Origin of the sequence: Streptomyces sp. NPDC002138 (assembly GCF_040296485.1) — a bacterium.
GTDB lineage: Bacteria > Actinomycetota > Actinomycetes > Streptomycetales > Streptomycetaceae > Streptomyces.
This window is the reverse complement of the sequence record NZ_JBEOXE010000003.1, coordinates 213962-229506: the sequence shown is the minus strand read 5'-3', so window position 1 is coordinate 229506 and position 15545 is coordinate 213962. Positions and strand designations below refer to the sequence as shown.

Annotated in this window: 14 protein-coding genes and 2 pseudogenes; 7 read left to right on the top strand and 9 right to left on the bottom strand. The window is 70.7% G+C overall.

Annotation, left to right across the window (positions count from 1 at the left end; translation table 11 throughout):
• Window positions 1-305: pseudogene (locus tag ABT084_RS03225) on the top strand (hypothetical protein); the annotation flags it as partial.
• A gap of 25 nt (window positions 306-330) precedes the next feature.
• Here ABT084_RS03225 and ABT084_RS03220 read toward each other — a convergent pair.
• A complete protein-coding gene (locus ABT084_RS03220; protein WP_351037936.1) occupies window positions 331-828 on the bottom strand; it encodes a GNAT family N-acetyltransferase in 498 nt (165 codons plus the stop codon).
• Window positions 829-878: 50 nt separating this feature from the next.
• On the bottom strand, window positions 879-1118 hold the full coding sequence (locus ABT084_RS03215; RefSeq protein ID WP_351037935.1) for a DUF8825 domain-containing protein: 240 nt from the start codon (window positions 1116-1118) through the stop codon (window positions 879-881).
• Between the two features lie 178 nt (window positions 1119-1296).
• On the opposite strand from ABT084_RS03215, the gene ABT084_RS03210 reads away from it, so the two are divergent.
• The 5 genes from ABT084_RS03210 to ABT084_RS03190 all read left to right on the top strand — a co-directional run bounded on the left by ABT084_RS03210 (window position 1297) and on the right by ABT084_RS03190 (window position 6057).
• Window positions 1297-1605 (top strand): hypothetical protein, encoded by a 309-nt coding sequence (locus tag ABT084_RS03210; protein ID WP_351037934.1) that lies wholly within the window; start codon window positions 1297-1299, stop codon window positions 1603-1605.
• A 101-nt stretch (window positions 1606-1706) separates the two neighbouring features.
• Complete coding sequence (locus ABT084_RS03205; RefSeq protein WP_351037933.1) at window positions 1707-2525, top strand: aminoglycoside phosphotransferase family protein; 819 nt, start codon at window positions 1707-1709, stop codon at window positions 2523-2525.
• Between the two features lie 511 nt (window positions 2526-3036).
• Window positions 3037-4269, top strand: a complete 1233-nt coding sequence (locus tag ABT084_RS03200; protein WP_351037932.1) for a hypothetical protein — start codon at window positions 3037-3039, stop codon at window positions 4267-4269.
• A gap of 145 nt (window positions 4270-4414) precedes the next feature.
• Complete coding sequence (locus tag ABT084_RS03195; RefSeq protein WP_351037931.1) at window positions 4415-4861, top strand: hypothetical protein; 447 nt, start codon at window positions 4415-4417, stop codon at window positions 4859-4861.
• Window positions 4862-4941: 80 nt separating this feature from the next.
• A complete protein-coding gene (locus ABT084_RS03190; protein ID WP_351037930.1) occupies window positions 4942-6057 on the top strand; it encodes a hypothetical protein in 1116 nt (371 codons plus the stop codon).
• A gap of 151 nt (window positions 6058-6208) precedes the next feature.
• On the opposite strand, the gene ABT084_RS03185 is transcribed toward ABT084_RS03190, so the two are convergent.
• The 5 genes from ABT084_RS03185 to ABT084_RS03165 form a co-directional block, all read right to left on the bottom strand.
• Window positions 6209-6331 carry a hypothetical protein gene (locus ABT084_RS03185; RefSeq protein ID WP_351037929.1) on the bottom strand — a complete coding sequence of 41 codons (123 nt, stop codon included), beginning with the start codon at window positions 6329-6331 and terminating at the stop codon, window positions 6209-6211.
• A 140-nt stretch (window positions 6332-6471) separates the two neighbouring features.
• On the bottom strand, window positions 6472-7410 hold the full coding sequence (locus ABT084_RS03180; RefSeq protein WP_351037928.1) for a helix-turn-helix domain-containing protein: 939 nt from the start codon (window positions 7408-7410) through the stop codon (window positions 6472-6474).
• A gap of 395 nt (window positions 7411-7805) precedes the next feature.
• The gene (locus ABT084_RS03175; RefSeq protein WP_351037927.1) at window positions 7806-8342 is read right to left on the bottom strand and encodes a DUF3887 domain-containing protein; all 537 of its coding nucleotides are present in this window, start codon (window positions 8340-8342) and stop codon (window positions 7806-7808) included.
• Between the two features lie 181 nt (window positions 8343-8523).
• On the bottom strand, window positions 8524-9690 hold the full coding sequence (locus tag ABT084_RS03170) for an ABC transporter substrate-binding protein (RefSeq protein ID WP_502968821.1): 1167 nt from the start codon (window positions 9688-9690) through the stop codon (window positions 8524-8526).
• A gap of 19 nt (window positions 9691-9709) precedes the next feature.
• Complete coding sequence (locus ABT084_RS03165; RefSeq protein WP_502968820.1) at window positions 9710-10978, bottom strand: YhgE/Pip domain-containing protein; 1269 nt, start codon at window positions 10976-10978, stop codon at window positions 9710-9712.
• A 316-nt stretch (window positions 10979-11294) separates the two neighbouring features.
• Between ABT084_RS03165 and ABT084_RS03160 the strand changes: the two genes are divergently transcribed.
• The gene (locus ABT084_RS03160; protein ID WP_502968826.1) at window positions 11295-14117 is read left to right on the top strand and encodes a glycoside hydrolase family 2 protein; all 2823 of its coding nucleotides are present in this window, start codon (window positions 11295-11297) and stop codon (window positions 14115-14117) included.
• Between the two features lie 37 nt (window positions 14118-14154).
• On the opposite strand, the gene ABT084_RS03155 is transcribed toward ABT084_RS03160, so the two are convergent.
• Window positions 14155-15309, bottom strand: a complete 1155-nt coding sequence (locus ABT084_RS03155) for an RICIN domain-containing protein (protein WP_351037925.1) — start codon at window positions 15307-15309, stop codon at window positions 14155-14157.
• 39 nt (window positions 15310-15348) lie between these two features.
• A pseudogene (locus tag ABT084_RS03150) lies at window positions 15349-15545 on the bottom strand (hypothetical protein); the annotation flags it as partial.

Sequence of the window (15545 nt, the reverse complement as noted above, 5' to 3'; positions counted from 1 at the left end):
GCGGCGAAGGCGGCAAGGGCGGCGAAGGCGGATCCGGCGGCCAGCCCGGCCAGCCCGGACAGCCCGGCAAGCCCGGCACGGCCGACTGCTTCACCCTCGGCGACCTCCCCGACAAGCCCAAGGAAGAACTGACGGTCGTGGACCGCGTGCGCATCGTGATCACCCTCATGGCCGACGACTCCGACGCCACGAAGGACAAGATCGCCAAGAAATACAAGATCACGACCGAGCAGATCGACACCTGGAAGAAGAACTACCTCCAGGGTGACTGGATCGCCCTGACGACAAGCGCTTTCATCAGCTGAGAGGGGGCAGTTCGCCCCCCGACGATCAGCAGGCGCGCTCGTACTCGACTTGCTGGAGCGGGTTGCCGTCGCCGAAGTCGAAGGGGCGCGAGGCACCGCTCTCGGTGAAGCCGGACTTCACATAGAAGCGACGGGACTGGGGAGTGTCGCGCAGCGTCCACAAATGAACACGGGTGAAGCCGTCGGCACGCACCCGTCGCAGGGTGTCGGCCATCAAGGCGCCGGCGACGCCGCTGCCCCAGCCGTCGGGGTGGCCGTAGAAGCTGCAGATCTCGGCGTGCCCCGGCCGGGCAGCGGACGGGAGGAAGACGGACAACGCCAGGGGGCGACCGTCGACCTCGGCGAGCAGCATCGTCCCCGAGTCCTCGGCCACCCGGGCGTGCCACCGCGTACGGCGGCTCTGTACGCCGCGCGCGGCGAACTCGGGCTCGAAGAAGGGCGCATAAGCCGCCTCCCAAGCCGCAGCATGAATCTCGCCGAGCACGGCTCCGTCACCCGGTTCCACACCACGAATCTCGATCACCCCGCCACCCTAGTGCCGTCTCTTCCACGTCCGGCCCGCCGGAACGAACCTCACGCCACCGTCGCCCACCCGCGATTGCCGACCTGTCGGCGCAGCTCCGCCCGGGTGCCGCGCGAGCGGGCGGGCGTCGTCCAGTAGGGATGCGAGTGGAGCCGGCAGGACAGGACGATCAAGCGCCGCCGCAGCGTCGTCGTGCCGACCCCCAGGGGGACCTTCGCCAACGCGGTGTACGTGTCGAGCCACGCCACCTGGAGCGCGACCAGATCCTCTGGGAAGCGGAACAGTTCCATCCCCCCAGTGAAACACATGTTCGAATTACGTGCCCAGCACCGCGCCCGCGCACCCGTGCACGGCGGTGGCTCAACGCCTTAGCCGGCCAGTCCGAACGATCTCGCCGCCTTCGAGTGGTCGGCCTCGCGGCCTGCCCGCGCGTTCGCCTGGCGGCCTGGCCAGCGAGATCGCCCAGGCGTGGCCTACTCGTCGGGAACGGGGCGGCTGCACGGGTTCGAGAGCCTGGCGGAGCGGCGTGTGCGGCTGGCGCTCGACTCCGTGGGCGGCACGACGGAGGTGCTCTCGCAGCCGTTCACCTTGAAGTTCACGACGTGCAGGCGGCCGGTCCAGCACATGCCCGACTTTCTGGCGCTGACACAGGGGGCGGCGTTGCTGATCGACGTCCGGCCGGCGGATCTGATCAAGCCAAACGACGCCGTGAAGTTCGCCGCTGACGTGGATCGTGGCCGTCTCTACCGACCGCAGGAACTCAGATACCTACTCTGAACTGCGACGATTCATAGACTCATGTCCGTGACGGTCGACTTTGCCAGCGTGCCAGGATAGGGCGACATTCAACGGCGTCGATATTGCGACTGGGGATCTTGGTGACCAGCCCGTGGGCGACCCATGCGGTCGAGTTGCTGCCTGACCTCGTGATCAAGCGGTTCCGGTCGTGCAGTGACGGCGAGCATCAGCGGGAGTGGCGAGCCCTCACCTTGCTGGGGAAGTACTCACCGGGTATGGCGCCAACTCCTGTCGAAGCGGATCTATCCGCGACGCCCCCGACCGTCGTCATGTCGCGCCTGGCCGGATCTCCGCTGCGTGGTGGCCGCGTGGGCCCTGACCAGCTCATGTCCATGGCTCAAACGCTGACGACAATGCACGAGTCCGTTCCGCGGAAGGTGGCAGCCGAGCTTCCTCCCCGGTTGTGGAACCAGCACCATGCCATCCGCGGAATCCAAGTTCGGCACGAACGGCTGTCACAGCGGGTACCGAGTCGGGTCGTCTCGCGAGCAACCACCGCGGGAATGAACTGGCTTCAGCGGTCAGGATTGGAGGCGGCGGGCGAACCTGACACGCCGCCAGTCTTCGGCCAGGCCGACGGGAACCTCGCCAACTTCCTGTGGGACGGAACGCGAGTCCGGGTGGTGGACTTCGAGGACTCCGGCCGCAGCGACCGCGCCTATGAACTTGCGGACGTGGTCGAGCATGTGTCGGTATGGGTCGACAGCGAGTTCGACGTCGCGCGCTTCCTCGGCTTCTTCGACGTGAACGATGCAGAGGCTCGCCGCTTGCGCGAGTGCCGACGTCTCTTCTCGCTGCTGTGGCTCCTGGTCTTGGCGTTGGAAGACCCGAGCAGTCCTCGAAATCCGGCCGGCACCGCCGAGCGGCAGGCCGAACGCCTTCTGGGTCTCCTGGGCTGAAGCCTCTCCTCCCCACGTCGATACTCTCCGCCGCCACCCCGAGCGGACAACGGCGCTGGGGGACGGACGGGTCGCTCGAACCTTCGGACACCCGCCCGCCAACCCCCTCCCGGCAGCGGCCCTGATGGCCCTGACCGTGGCTATCCGGCTCCGCCAGCACTCCCCCCACTGCTCACCCGCGATGACCGCGGTGCTCCGCGGGACCGTCCGGCTCCCACAGAAGGCTGTTGAAAAGCCTGCCCTCTTCCCCCCAGCCCGCCACCCACCGGGGCGGACTCGACCCACGTACCAGAATGCCCTTCACCGCCTCGCCGAGATCGCTATCGCCGAGGCGGAGGCGAAGATGACCCGCGAGTGGCCTCGGCCAGGTGACGGGGTCCCCGAGATGGGGGGCTGCCGCAGCCAGCCCCGGCTCTGAGGATCGAAGTCCGCCCCGAAGCATTCCAGTTGGCCGACGGCGCTGCAGAGGGCCCAACCGCTGCGTACGAAAGCATGCGGCAAGATGCGGCGCATGACCCTCTCATCGCGTTTCACCCTGCCAGGCCAGGTCCGATCCGTTGCCACGACGGACCCCTCCGGGCCGCTGACCGTAACCAGCTACGGCGCGAATCCCCTGGCGACCGTCATCACGAGGGTCGACCTCTCAGGCAAGGTGGCGTGGCAGCGGACCTACCCCGGGGCAGGGAGGCCGCAGTCCCGTCTGTCCACGGACGGCACGCTCTGGATCGCCTACCCGGATCGCGGCGGTCGGCTCCTGGCAGGTGTTCTGCCGGACGGATCCACTGGCCCCACCACCCGTCCGGAGTGCCGCCCCGATGAGGAGATCGGCGCGTTCGTCCTCCTCGACGGCGGGGTCGTCATTTCCTGGGTCAGCGCCTCCCGCCTGGTCCGTGGCGAACGAAGCCGGCCCACGTCTGTACCGGAGCCTCGCGTGGCCCGGTACACGCGGGAGGGTGAATGCCTCTGGTCCACGCCGATCGTGCTCGGTGCGGTGTCGTTCCCGGGTGTGGTGGAGATGGGGGTCCGGACCGGATGGGAGATTCGGCCGCGTAGTCCTTGGGTCCCTGAGGAGATCGGCGTAGACCACTGGGAACCACTGCTCGTTTCGGCCGACCGGATCGCGGCCAGCTTCACCGACACGGGGGGCGGCATCGGGCGGACGTTCTTCCTCGACCTGGACAGCGGCGAGACCGTGTCGGCCACCTCTCCCGCTCCCGCCGGCCGAAAGGCGATAGCAGGGCCTGGCCAGTTCCTGATCGGATCCCAAGGCTACGGCGCGTTCACGACTGGCCACTTCGGCCGCGACGGCGCCGAAACCGCGCGCTGGGCCAGCCACGGGGCCATGCTCGTCGACAAGAACGGCGGTGTCAGCGGCCCCGAGCTCGAAAATCGCCTGCCTTCGCGATCGCGCTTCCGGCGGCTCGCATCGGACAACACCCTCGTGGACGGGCCGGCGCTGACGGGCTACTACACGTCGTACCCCGCGATGGACTGCGAGGGAACCGCGGTGTTCTGGCGCGATGGCAGGCTACTCGCTGTGGACAGGGACCTAGACGGACACGAACTGTTTGCCATGGACAACAGCCGAGCCGTCATCGGCCGCGCGCTACTGCTGAGCGAAGGCAGCGTTGCCGTCTCCCTGGACAACGAGGTCCTGGTTTTCCGTACGCCGCTGGGCCCCCTGACCGAGGGCCCCTGGCCGTGCGGGGAAGCGAACCTCCAGGGCAATCCTCTGCTGAGCTGAAACCACTGACGTTGCGCCGGCGGGTCTGAAGCCGAGCGCATAGTTGCCGCTGAGCGGGGAATGCCGGCTCCTGGCCTGCTCAGCAGGATCGCTCCATGTCGACCGCTGTCAGCGGAATGATCGAATGCCGACCGGGGGCCCGCCTATGGGGCCCGACGACGAAGACTCCGTGTGGGAAGTCGGCATCGATCTCTTCCTCCTCAACAGGGGCAACGCCTACGACGGCCTGGCCTGCCTCTTCGGAATCCGAAACTTTTACGGCTTCCCGCCCCTGGCAGAAGATCGTGGCTTCCCGGACGACGCCTCGGATGGGCTGCAAGCTGAGTTCGCCGGCTACAGCGGCCCCCACGATGTGCACGGGACCACCTGGCTGACCTGGGCCGAGCGGGACACCACGGACCGGCAGGAAACCAACGCCGGTTGGCAGTGCTGGCCAACCGGCCAGGGCTCCTCGTACACACCCCTGAGGCCCGCATGGTCGGCGCCGTGCGGCCCGCCCGCGCCTGCTTCTCAGGCGGTTGAGCGGGTCCCACCCGTTTGCTTGCTCCGCATGGTGGATTCCTCGGACATGCCGCACCGTTGCAAGAAGTAAGCATCTCATCACACGCTGCAACTCGAGCGCGTCTCGGTGAGCGTGGCCGCGCACAGCGGTGCATTCGGACGGAGCGATCCATGAGCGACTACGCCAAACCTGAGGCCGAGGCCGAGGCCGAGGCCGAGGCCATAGCCGCGGACGCGGTCGGCGCCGAACGGGCTCAAGCCCGGCGCGCCGCGGACCCGCAGCCCGCACCGCTCTCACCGTCCTGCGCACCTGCCGCTGAGCCGCCGCCTCGAGAGATCGGGGACCTGGACGAGATGGCGCGCGCCGTCGCCGGCGCCGACTGCCTGCACACCCTGCTCGAAACGGCGGTGATCCGCCGGTCCGTGGACGAGGTGGCCGACCTGGTGACGCTCCTGCGACGGTCCGGGCAGGTTCCCGACGCGGCCGACCAGGCCTTGAGAGCGGCTGCGGTCAGTCGCCCGATCGAGGACGTCATCTCTCTCGCCGTACTCCTCGCCCGGCCGGACGAGCCGCAGTTCCCGCCCTCGCCCGAGGCTCGACCGGAGCAGACGTTCCACGGCGAGACCCAGCCCCAGGAGCAGCTCCAGGCCCAGGCCCGGCTGGAGCCCGGCCCCGAGCCCACGCATCGGGCCGAAGCTGACCGCCCCTCCCCCGCGCCTGCCGCTCGCACGCACGCGGAACGACCGCCGGAGGCTGTGCCCGGGCGTGGGTTGCGCTGGCCGGTGGCGGTGACCCTGACCCTGTCGGCGCTCCTGTGCCTGCCTCGGGACCCCTCCCGCTTCCTCGTCCACGGCGGCCTGGTGGCAGGGCTCGTACTCGGCCTGGTGGGCGCGTGCGCGGCCCTGGCCGTGCTGGTGACGGTGCGGGACCGCGGCTGGGTGTGGTCGGCCACCGTCGTGACGGCCATCGGGCTCGTGGCGGTCCACGCGCTCGCGAGCGTGACGGATCTCGACCTCTTCGGCGGCGGGGGCGGCGCCCTCCTGCCCTGGCCGGCCGTGGTCCCGATGCTCGTCGCCGGACTTACGGCCGTCATGTCGGCCATGACCCTGCTCTACCGCTCGGACAGGCCGCAGCCCGCCCCCTACCTGCCGGTCCACGACCCGCGCGAAGCGGCGCCGGATCCGCGGAACGCACGCACCACCGACCCGATGACCGACCCGACGCGGGACCTGACCACCCCGGGTGCCTACGAATCCGAGGGCACGGCCCGTGAGGCGACGCGGTAGGCCCCCATCGAAGGAAGCCCCGCTCCGGCGCCGCCCCTCGGGCGGCGCCGGCGCCGCGACGCCGACGCGCGGCCGGCCGTCGAAGCGGCGCGAATGCGCCCTTCGCGGCCCGGCTGGCGCGCCAAGGCCGAGGGATGGTCGCCCGCGGGCGTCAGCGGCCGGTGGTGTCGCCGCCCTCCCGGCGCTGGCGGTTGCGTCGGCTGAGCGCTCCCACCAGGCCGATCAAGCCGCCTGTGATGGCGCCGGACACGAGGATGCGCAGCAGGTCTTCCATCGAGTACTCCCCATTGAGTCAGGTTCACCCTTGCTCGGCAGGGACGTCCCGCGTGCTCGGGTGCCTGATCGACATCGACTACGAACGGGGACACTAGCGACGTACGAGCGGGCTGGCTTGGACGAATCTGACCTCGCCCCTCACAGCGAGAGGGCTCCCTCCGCAACGCGGGCGGCCGCCACCTGGCCGGGGGTGGTATCGGCGAGGGCGCGGAACTCGCGGTTGAGGTGGGCCTGGTCGTAAAAGCCGCAGGCGGCGGTGACCGTGGTGGGGTTCGCTCCCGCGTGGCTGAGCAGCCGCGCGGCCCGGTGGAAGCGCAGTACGCGGGCGGACATCTTCGGTGTCAGGCCCACTTGTTCGGTGAAGCGGCGGGTCAAGTAGCCCTGACTCCAGCCCACTTCGGCCGCGATCCGGCTCACCGGAATCACCCCGCCCGCGCGCGCCAGCAGTCGCCAGGCCTGGCTCACCTCGGGTGCGGGCCGCGGGCCGCGCTCGAGTCGGGCCGAGAGCGCGCGGTCCAACAGGTCGAACCGGGCCCCCCAGTCGCTGGTGGCCGCCAGTCGTTCCACGAGGATTCCGGCCTCGGGCCCCAGTACGTCGCGGAGTTCGACCACCCTGTCGGTCAACTCGCTCATCGGCAGCGCGAACAGCCGGAACGCGCCCAGCGGCGTCAGCTCCAGCCGGATCGCCTCTTGGCCACCGGGGTGGTCGCACACCCGGGGGCCGTTCTCCAGGCCCACGACCAGCGAGCCGGTCACCTGGTTGTACGGGCTCGTGTCGCCCAGGCGCCGGACGTGGGCGAAGGGCTCCCCCAGGCTGATCAGCACGACGGCTCGCCCCGTGGGAATGAGCCGGACCCGGTAGGGCGAGACCGCCGCCTCCCAGTAACCGGCGTAGCTGTGCACGATCGGGCGGAGCTGGCCGGGCCACGGCCGGGTCACCCGCCATCGATCGCCCGTACCCACCCGGACCACCTCGACGCCCCGGCCGGCCACGGCGCTGCCCGCATGCATGCCCGTGCCTGCACCCGTACGCGCGCCCACGCCCACGCCCGCACCCGCACCCGCGACCACCGGCATATCCCTCTCCCTCCCGTGGCGACGGGCCCCCACCCCGCCCCTGCTCGATCCCTCAGCATCCCAGAGGCATCGAGCGGGGGTCGGGTCACGGTCGCCAGGCGGTCTCGTTCTCGCCCTTCCCGCTTCAGCGTCCGAGGGGGAGGCGGCTGCCGCTGGGGAGGCGGCTGCTGGGGACATGGGAAAGGCCCCGGCCTCCTTGCGGAGGCCGGGGCCTTCATCGAGCGCTGGGCAGGCCTTGCACCTGCATCCCCCCACGGGAAGTGGGGTGCCTTTCCTTGGACCACCAACGCGAGCCCACCACCGGGAATCCCGGCTGCGAGAACAAGATCAAGCATAACGCACCGCCGACCGTGCCCTCGACCTGCCGCGTACCCGGGCCATGGCCGGCCCACGCGCTATGAGATCGGCACTCCCGTCTGGAGGAACTGCAGACCGGCGATGCTTCCGTCCATGTGCAAGGTCACGCGGAACTCCCCGGGTTGGTGCTCCATGGTGAGCGGGACATTGACCACGGTGAACTCGCCGAAGAGGACGTCCTTGGGATCCCCGTGGGACTGATACGACCCGAACTTCGCCTGGTACGCCGCCCATGCCCCGCCGAGAGCGTCCGGGGTCAGCAGCTTGCGCATGTTTGTATCGAAGTGGGCCGTGGCCGCGGCGTAGTCGCCGCTCACGATGGCGTCGAGCGTCTGCAGGGCGATCTGGTCGTACCGGGTCTGATCCGGGATCGCCGCGGTCTGTTCCGCGACCGTCGTGGTGGCGCGTGCCGGGATCGCGGCCTGCGCGAAACCGTTGGCGGGCAACAGCACGCAGGCGGTGAGCGCGACCGTGGCCACCGCCTGGACCAGTTGCCGCTTGCTGCCGAGCGTCGTGTCTTTGTCGGGCATCAGGACCACAACTTTCTCCAGCTTGGCCGGTCCGGATACCTCCATCTTGCTCCCCTGGTGCTCCCCCTCGCACGCTGGGGAGCCGGACCTGGCAGGGGAAGCCCGTGCAGGGCATGATCACGTGCATGACCGATCCGCGTCCTCGTGGCCTACCGGGTGCGCGAGGGTCTGATCGACCGCGTCGACTTCCTCGGCTGAGCGGCCGCGGTCCGGCTCCCCTTCAACTTCAGCCGGTGTGAAGGATCCGGAAGCGATCGGGCTCCGCCGGGTCCCGGTCGACGACTTGCACCGGCGCCCAGGCCCATTGCCACACGCTGATCCCCGGGGTCCGGGAGAACCGGATCTGCCCGCGGGTGCCGTCGACGGCGACGCGCGCCCAGGATTCGGCCGTGCGTGCCCGGTCCCCGTCGTGGGACCGCAGTACCTCGGCGAGGACGGTGACCGTGTCGTACCCCTCGAAGGCGACGAAGGAGGGTGCTTCGGCCAGCCGCTCGCGCAGGGCCGCCTCGACGCGTATGCCGTGTGGGCCGAGGCTCTCCGGCAGGTAGCGCAAGAACGGGATCCCGGCGCCGTCGCTGCCCAGCAGCCCCGCCCATTCGGCGAACTCGGGCTGCCCGGCCGGTGCACCGATCATGATGCCGGCGAGGCGCTGGTCGTGGCGGACGGACTTGACGAGGGGCACCGCCGGCTCCGGGTGTCCGACCAGGAGGAGGAGGGCGCTCGCGCGCTGGTCGACGAGTGCGTCGCACAGGGCCTCGGGGTCGAGTGCGCGTACGTCGAGTTCGATGACGGTGCCGCCGCGTGGAGCGAGGTAGTCGCGCAGGATACGGGCCCCGGACGCCCAGTAGACGCTCGGCTCGGCCGCTACAGCGATCCGGCTGTGTCCCGCGCCGAGGAGGAAGTCCGCGTAGACCTGCCAGCCGTGGGACTGTGCCGGGGCGATCCGCGCGACCCATTCCGTCGGCTGTTCGGTGAGCGCGTCGAGTACCGCCGACGAGCAGAGGAACGGCAGGCCGAGGGCGTCGGCCCTGGCGGCAGCGGCGCGGGCGACGACGCTGTGGTACTCCCCCGCCAAGGCGGCCACGCCCAGCCGGGCCAGTTCGTCCACGGCCGCGGCGGCTCTCCGCGGGTCGGCCGCTGTGTCCCGGACCACCAGCTCGAGTGGCCTGCCGGCCATCCCACCGGTGTCATTGACTTCGTGAACGGCCAACTCCAGTCCGGCGAGCAGGTGTCGGCCCGCCTCGGCCCACCCGGGCCGGGTCAGCGGAACGAGAGCCCCGATCCGGACGACTGATCGATCTGTTCCGACAGGCCCGTCAGGTCCGTCGGTTCCGACAGGTTCGTCGGTTCCGACAGGTCCGTCGATCGGCGATGGCAGGGGTGGCGTGTTCATACGGTGATCATGCCGGACATCAGGCCGGTTGTGGGGTGAGCCGCTTGTGGCCCTTGCGGTCGTAGTAGCGGGTCATGGCGAAGCCGAAGGCCAGGGCGAGGACAGCGCCGATCGCGATCATGAGCCAGGAGTGGGCGAGTCCGGCATCGCTGCGGGCGCCGAAGTACAGGATGGCGCGCACGCCGTCGCTGAGCTGGCGCATCGGCTCGAAGTGGGAGAGGAAACGGTAGAAGCCGGGCACCGCCTGCAGCGGGATCGTGGCACCCGACGAGGGCAGTCCCAGCACGATGAAGACGAACATCGACACGAGCTGACCGAAGCCACCGAACGCCGCGTTGATGGCCTGCACGCCCAGGCCGACGGCGAGGGCCGCGCAGTAGGAGTAGATCCACAGCAGCGGCAGGTGGGACGCGTCCATGCCGAGGATGACGACGCAGGCCAGCAGCACCAGGGAGCTGCTGACGAGCGTGATGCCCGCCGTCATCACCATCTTCAGCAGCAGCGTCTGCGTGCGGTTGATCGGCACGGTCGGGCGGCGGGTGTGCCAGGGGCCGATCTCGTTGTCGGCGTAACCGAGGGCCGTGTCGACACCGTTGCTGATGACGTTTCCGCCCATGAACCCGGCCAGGACGAGGAGCAGGGTGTAGTAGAAGGCGGTCAGACCGAGCCCGCTGTGGGTGCCGATCGGGTGGCCGACCTCGGTGACGACCTTGACCGGATCGGCGAGCAGGAGCTTCGTGGTGGGGCTCGCCTGGGCGCCGGCGGACGCCGTGAGCTGTTTGCCGACGGCCTGGGAGGCGCGGTGGGCGGCCTGGGTCGTCATCTGGCCGGCCAGGGAGGAACCGAGGCTTCCTTTGCCGGGGTTGGTGAGGACGCTGATCGTCGGGAGTCGCGTGGCCCCGGCCGTGGTGAGGGCGGTGACGGATTCCGTGAACCCCGCCGGGACCACCAGCGCGCCGTAGACCTTGCCCGAGTCCAGCTGGTCCTGGGCCTGGGCGCTGGTCAGCACGCGCCAGTCGGCCTTGCCGCCCGCGGGGTCGGAGGCGATGGCGGCCGTGATCTCGGCACCCAGGTTCCCTTGCCGGCCGCCCGGCGGTTTGCCCGTGTCGTCGTTGACGAGGGCGACGGGCAGGTGGCGGAGTTCCGCGTTGGGGTTGACGATGCCGCCCATGTAGAGGAGGGACAGCAACAGGGCGAGCAACCCTGTGAGGATCGTGGGTACGAGCCACAGTTGGGGGCGGCGCAGCAGGGTCGCGGCACTGGCTTCAGGGGCGGCGGGCACGGACATCTGTCTCCCGTAGGTTCCCGGCGGTGCGGGGATCGGGCCTCGGCTGTGGCCGACGGGACGAGTGACCCCCCTGCCGCCCACACGGGTCACCAGCATGCGGCCCGGCGCGGCGCGAGCGGCGGCACGCCTCACCCCCTCTCCCCCCGTTGCACTAGCGGTTCGGCGCCGAGGGCCCAGGTGCGGGGCGGGCCGGGTCGCGTGCCCCAGGGGGCCGTACTCCACCCGTGTGACCCGGCGCGGGAGGGCTGCACCTCGTACCCCTGCCCCCGTGTCAGACTCGGAGGCCGGATCGGACCCGTCCCCCGCCGGAGGCACCGTGCTGCGCCGCCTCTTCACCGTCCGCGCGCGGACCCCGGCCGTGGCCGTGGCCGCAGCCGTCCTGGGCCTGCTCCTCGCCCTGACCGGGGGCACCACCCGGGCGGCTCCCGTCCCGCACCCGGCCCCCGTCCCGCACCCGGCCCCCGCGCCCTACCCGGCTTCCGTGCCGTACACCGCTGAGCTCCCCCGCTCGACCACGGTCGCCGAGGCCCCCGGCCGTACGACGGCCCTGTCCGGGTACGCGATCCAGTCGACGGCCAAGGTGGCGGACCGGGCGGAGGCCGTCTCCCGGCCGGGCTATCCGGCGGTCGGCTGGTACCCCGCCGGGCCCCGCTCCACCGTCCTCGCGGCCCTGCTCGCCGCGGGCGTCCATCCCGACCCCTTCTACTCCACCCACCAGAAGCGGATCCCGGCCGCGGACTTCGCCGTGCCCTGGTGGTTCCGGTCGGACTTCACCGTCACCGACACCACCGCCCGTACGTACCTCGACTTCAGCGGGGTGATCTCCGCCGCCGACGTCTTCGTCAACGGCCGCCGGGCCGCCGGCGCGGACACGGTCGCGGGGGCGTACACCCGGCACGAGCTCGACGTCACCGCCCTGATCGGGGCCGGCACCAATACGGTCGCCTTCCGGGTCCGGCCCAACAACCCGCGCGAACACCTCACGATGGGCTGGCTGGACTGGCTCCAGCCGCCGCCCGACGAGAACATGGGCATCGTCCGCGACGTCACCGTCCGCCGCGGCGGCCCGGTCGCGCTGCGCGACGTACACGTGGTGACGTCCCTCGACATGCCCTCGATGGCCTCGGCCGACCTCACCGTCAAGGCCCGGGTGCGCAACGACTCGGCGGCCGCCGTCACCACGACGGTCTCGGCCACCGCGGGTCCGGCCACCATGAGCCGCAGTGTGACGCTCGCGCCCCGGGAGGCGAAGACGGTGGTCTTCACCCCCGCCGGCCATCCCTCGCTGCGGCTGCGCGCGCCCCGGGTGTGGTGGCCGGCCTCGATGGGCGGCCAGCCGCTGTACGACCTGAACGTCACCGCGCGGGTCGACGGACGGACCTCCGACACCGCCCACGAGTCCTTCGGCATCCGCGACGTACGGGCGCCCCTGAACGCCGACGGCGACCGGCAGTACCGGATCAACGGCCGCCCGCTGCTGGTCAAGGGCGCCGGCTGGTCCCCCGACGAGTTCCTGCGCTGGGACCGCGGCTACGTCGAGGACCGTCTCAGGTACGCCCTCGACCTGGGTCTGAACACCCTGCGTCTGGAAGGGCACATCGAACCCGACGAGTTCTTCGACCTCGCCGACCGCTACGGGATCCTGGCGCTGCCCGGCTGGGAGTGCTGCGACAAATGGGAGGGCGATTCCAACCCCTTGGGCGCCGGGGAGGGTTGGAGCGCCGCGGACCACCGCGTCGCCAAGGCCTCCATGGCCGCCGAGGCGGCCCGGCTGCGTCACCACCCCAGCGTGATCTCCTTCCTGATCGGCAGCGACGCCGCCCCGAGCGCGGAGATCGAGGAGGAGTACCTGGACGCGCTGCGGGCCGCCGACTGGACTGCCCCCGTGGTCCCGGCGGCCTCCGCCGTCTCCGCGCCGGTCACCGGGCGCTCCGGGATGAAAATGACCGGCCCGTACGACTGGGTCCCGCCCGGCTACTGGTACGAGAAGCGGGAGGGCGGCGCCACGGGCTTCAACTCCGAGACGAGCGCCGGCCCGGACGTCCCGACCCTCGACACCCTGCGCCGCATGATGTCGCCGGACGAACTCGAAGCCCTGTGGAAGAACCCCGCCGCCGACCAGTACCACCGCTCCCCGTCGGCGACGTTCTCGACGCTGAAGCTGTACAACGCCGCGCTCGCCGGCCGCTACGGACCCGCGGCCGACCTCGAGGACTACGTGCGCACGGCGCAGCTCGCCCAGTACGAGGGCGTCCGCGCGCAGTTCGAGGCGTACGCGCGCAACGCCAAGGACGTCTCGGCGCCGTCGACGGGGGTCGTCTACTGGATGTTCAACAGCGGTTGGACCTCCCTGCACTGGCAGCTGGTGGACCGCTACCTCGACCAGGGCGGGGCCTATTTCGGGGCGAAGAAGGCCAACGAACCCCTGCACATCCAGTACGGGTACGACGACCGAGCGGTGTCGGTCGTCAACAGCCGGACCGTCGCGGCCTCCGGGCTCACCGCGCGGGTCACCCTCTTCACCCCGGACGGGACGCCGAAGTACGACCGTACGGTCACGGGGGTGAAGGTCGCGGGCGGCGGGGCCGGCGCCACCGTCCTCACCCTCCCCGCGTCGGTCCCCGGGCTGCCGGCCACCCACCTGGCCCGGCTGCTCCTCACCGACGCCTCCGGGCGCGAGGTCAGCCGTAACGTCTACTGGCTCTCCACCCGGCCGGACGTGCTCGACTACACCCGCACCGACTGGTTCCACACCCCCACGACGTCCTACGCCGATCTGCGAGGGCTGCGGACGATGCGGCAGGCGCCCGTCACCGCGACCGGGTCGACGACGTCCGACGCGGCGGGGACGTCCACGACGACGGTGACCGTACGCCACACGGGCACTGGTGCGGGTGCCGGTACGGGTACTGGTACCCGTACCGGCGGCACGCCCGCCCTGCTGACCGACCTCCACCTGGTGTCGGAGCGGGGAACCCCGGTCCTGCCCGTCCGGTGGAGCGACAATCAGGTCAGCCTCTGGCCGGGCGAGTCCGTGACGCTGACGGCCACCTACCGGACCGCCGACCTACGGGGATCGGTCCCCCATGTGCGCGTTTCCGGTTGGAACACGCCGAGCGCGACGGTCCGGGTCGGCTGAGCGGTTTCCCTCGAGCTCCTTCCTCTGAGCTCCTTCCTCAGATCTTCCAGACCTGGTCGATGTACTTCGCGTCGCAGTCGACCTGTCGGACGGCCGCGCCGTTGTCCGGGGTCTGCCACGGCACGTACAGGCAGCGGTTACTGAGCAGGTTGCGGATCTGGTAGGTGCCCCCGTCCACCGGGGTGATCTTCCAGACCTGGTCGATGTACTTGGCGTCGCAGTCGACCTGGACGGCGGCCGCGCCGTTGTCCGGGGTCTGCCACGGCACGTAGAGGCAGCGGTTGCTGAGCGCGTTCCGGATCTGGTAGTTGCCCCCGTCGACGGGGGTGATCTTCCATATCTGGTCCACGTACTGGGGCATGCAGTCGACCTGCGTGGCCGGGGCGAGGTTGTCCGGAGTGCGCCAGGAGACCAGGACGCACTTGCCGCTCAGGCCGTTGGCGAGGGACGCCGTGGTGAAACGCACCTGTCGCAGCCAGTCGGCGAGGTCGTCGACCCGGGCGGAGACGGCGCCGGTGCGCGATTCGGCCGCCGGGGCCCCCAGGCATCCTCCCTGCCAGGAACGGGAGTTGACGGCGACCAGCTGGTTGGCGGAGTTGAGGAGCGGGCCGCCCGTGTCGCCCTTGCACAGGACATCGGCGCCCTTGCCGGTGAGTGTGAGGGTGGTGGCGGTGGAGGCGTCGAGGGTGAAGGTTCCCGTGTGGAGCCTGTCGGGGACCCAGGTGGTCTTGGTACGGCCGAACCCCGCGGCGGTGAACTCGGCACCGGACGCCGGTGCGGCGGGCGCGAGGGCGGCGGGGGCGACGTCCGTGACCGGTACGGCGAGGCGCACGAGAGCCGCGTCGCGGTCGGTGCGCGGCACGACCTCGACGATCTGCGACGTCGCACCGTTGCCCAGGACCGCCGTGGTGGCGAGGGCCGGCTTCCCGGGCTGGACCGAGCCGCCCGGCGTCGAGGCGAAGCAACTGGCCGCGGTCAGCACCCAGTAGCGGTCGACGAGCGAGCCCGTACAGGCGCGGCTGTTCGTCTCGTCGCCGAGGGTGAGGCGCACGGTGTAGGGGTACGCGGCGGCAGTGGCCTCCGGGCCGGTCACCGCTTGGGCGGGTGTCGCCGGGACGATGCCGAGGGCTGCCATGGCCGTGGCGGCGAGGAGGCCGCTGATCCGCGCGAGGCGCGGACGGGGTGTGAACATCGCTTCTTTCCTGTCCTTCTCGGCGTACGGACTTCTGCCTTACGGGAGTTCGATGGCGTTCCAGTCCCAGCCGGCGCTCGCGGGGACGCTCGCACTGGCGGAGAAGGGCTGGATGTGCCCGGCGGCGTCGGCGAGACCGGTGAACATCTTGATGGAGCCGTCACCGAACCGGTACATCATGCCGACATCCGCACGCCGATCCCCATTGAAATCACCCGAGATCAGCTTCATCGAAG

What these genes read in the sequence shown, in the direction of transcription:
- ABT084_RS03200 (WP_351037932.1), top strand. Translation starts at nt 3,037, where the DNA reads ATGACCCTCTCATCGCGTTTCACCCTGCCAGGCCAGGTCCGATCCGTT.
- ABT084_RS03185 (WP_351037929.1), bottom strand. Translation starts at nt 6,331, where the DNA reads ATGGAAGACCTGCTGCGCATCCTCGTGTCCGGCGCCATCACAGGCGGC.
- ABT084_RS03165 (WP_502968820.1), bottom strand. Translation starts at nt 10,978, where the DNA reads ATGTCCGTGCCCGCCGCCCCTGAAGCCAGTGCCGCGACCCTGCTGCGC.
- ABT084_RS03215 (WP_351037935.1), bottom strand. Translation starts at nt 1,118, where the DNA reads ATGGAACTGTTCCGCTTCCCAGAGGATCTGGTCGCGCTCCAGGTGGCG.
- ABT084_RS03195 (WP_351037931.1), top strand. Translation starts at nt 4,415, where the DNA reads ATGGGGCCCGACGACGAAGACTCCGTGTGGGAAGTCGGCATCGATCTC.
- ABT084_RS03190 (WP_351037930.1), top strand. Translation starts at nt 4,942, where the DNA reads ATGAGCGACTACGCCAAACCTGAGGCCGAGGCCGAGGCCGAGGCCGAG.
- ABT084_RS03175 (WP_351037927.1), bottom strand. Translation starts at nt 8,342, where the DNA reads ATGGAGGTATCCGGACCGGCCAAGCTGGAGAAAGTTGTGGTCCTGATG.
- ABT084_RS03170 (WP_502968821.1), bottom strand. Translation starts at nt 9,690, where the DNA reads ATGAACACGCCACCCCTGCCATCGCCGATCGACGGACCTGTCGGAACC.
- ABT084_RS03155 (WP_351037925.1), bottom strand. Translation starts at nt 15,309, where the DNA reads ATGTTCACACCCCGTCCGCGCCTCGCGCGGATCAGCGGCCTCCTCGCC.
- ABT084_RS03180 (WP_351037928.1), bottom strand. Translation starts at nt 7,410, where the DNA reads ATGCCGGTGGTCGCGGGTGCGGGTGCGGGCGTGGGCGTGGGCGCGCGT.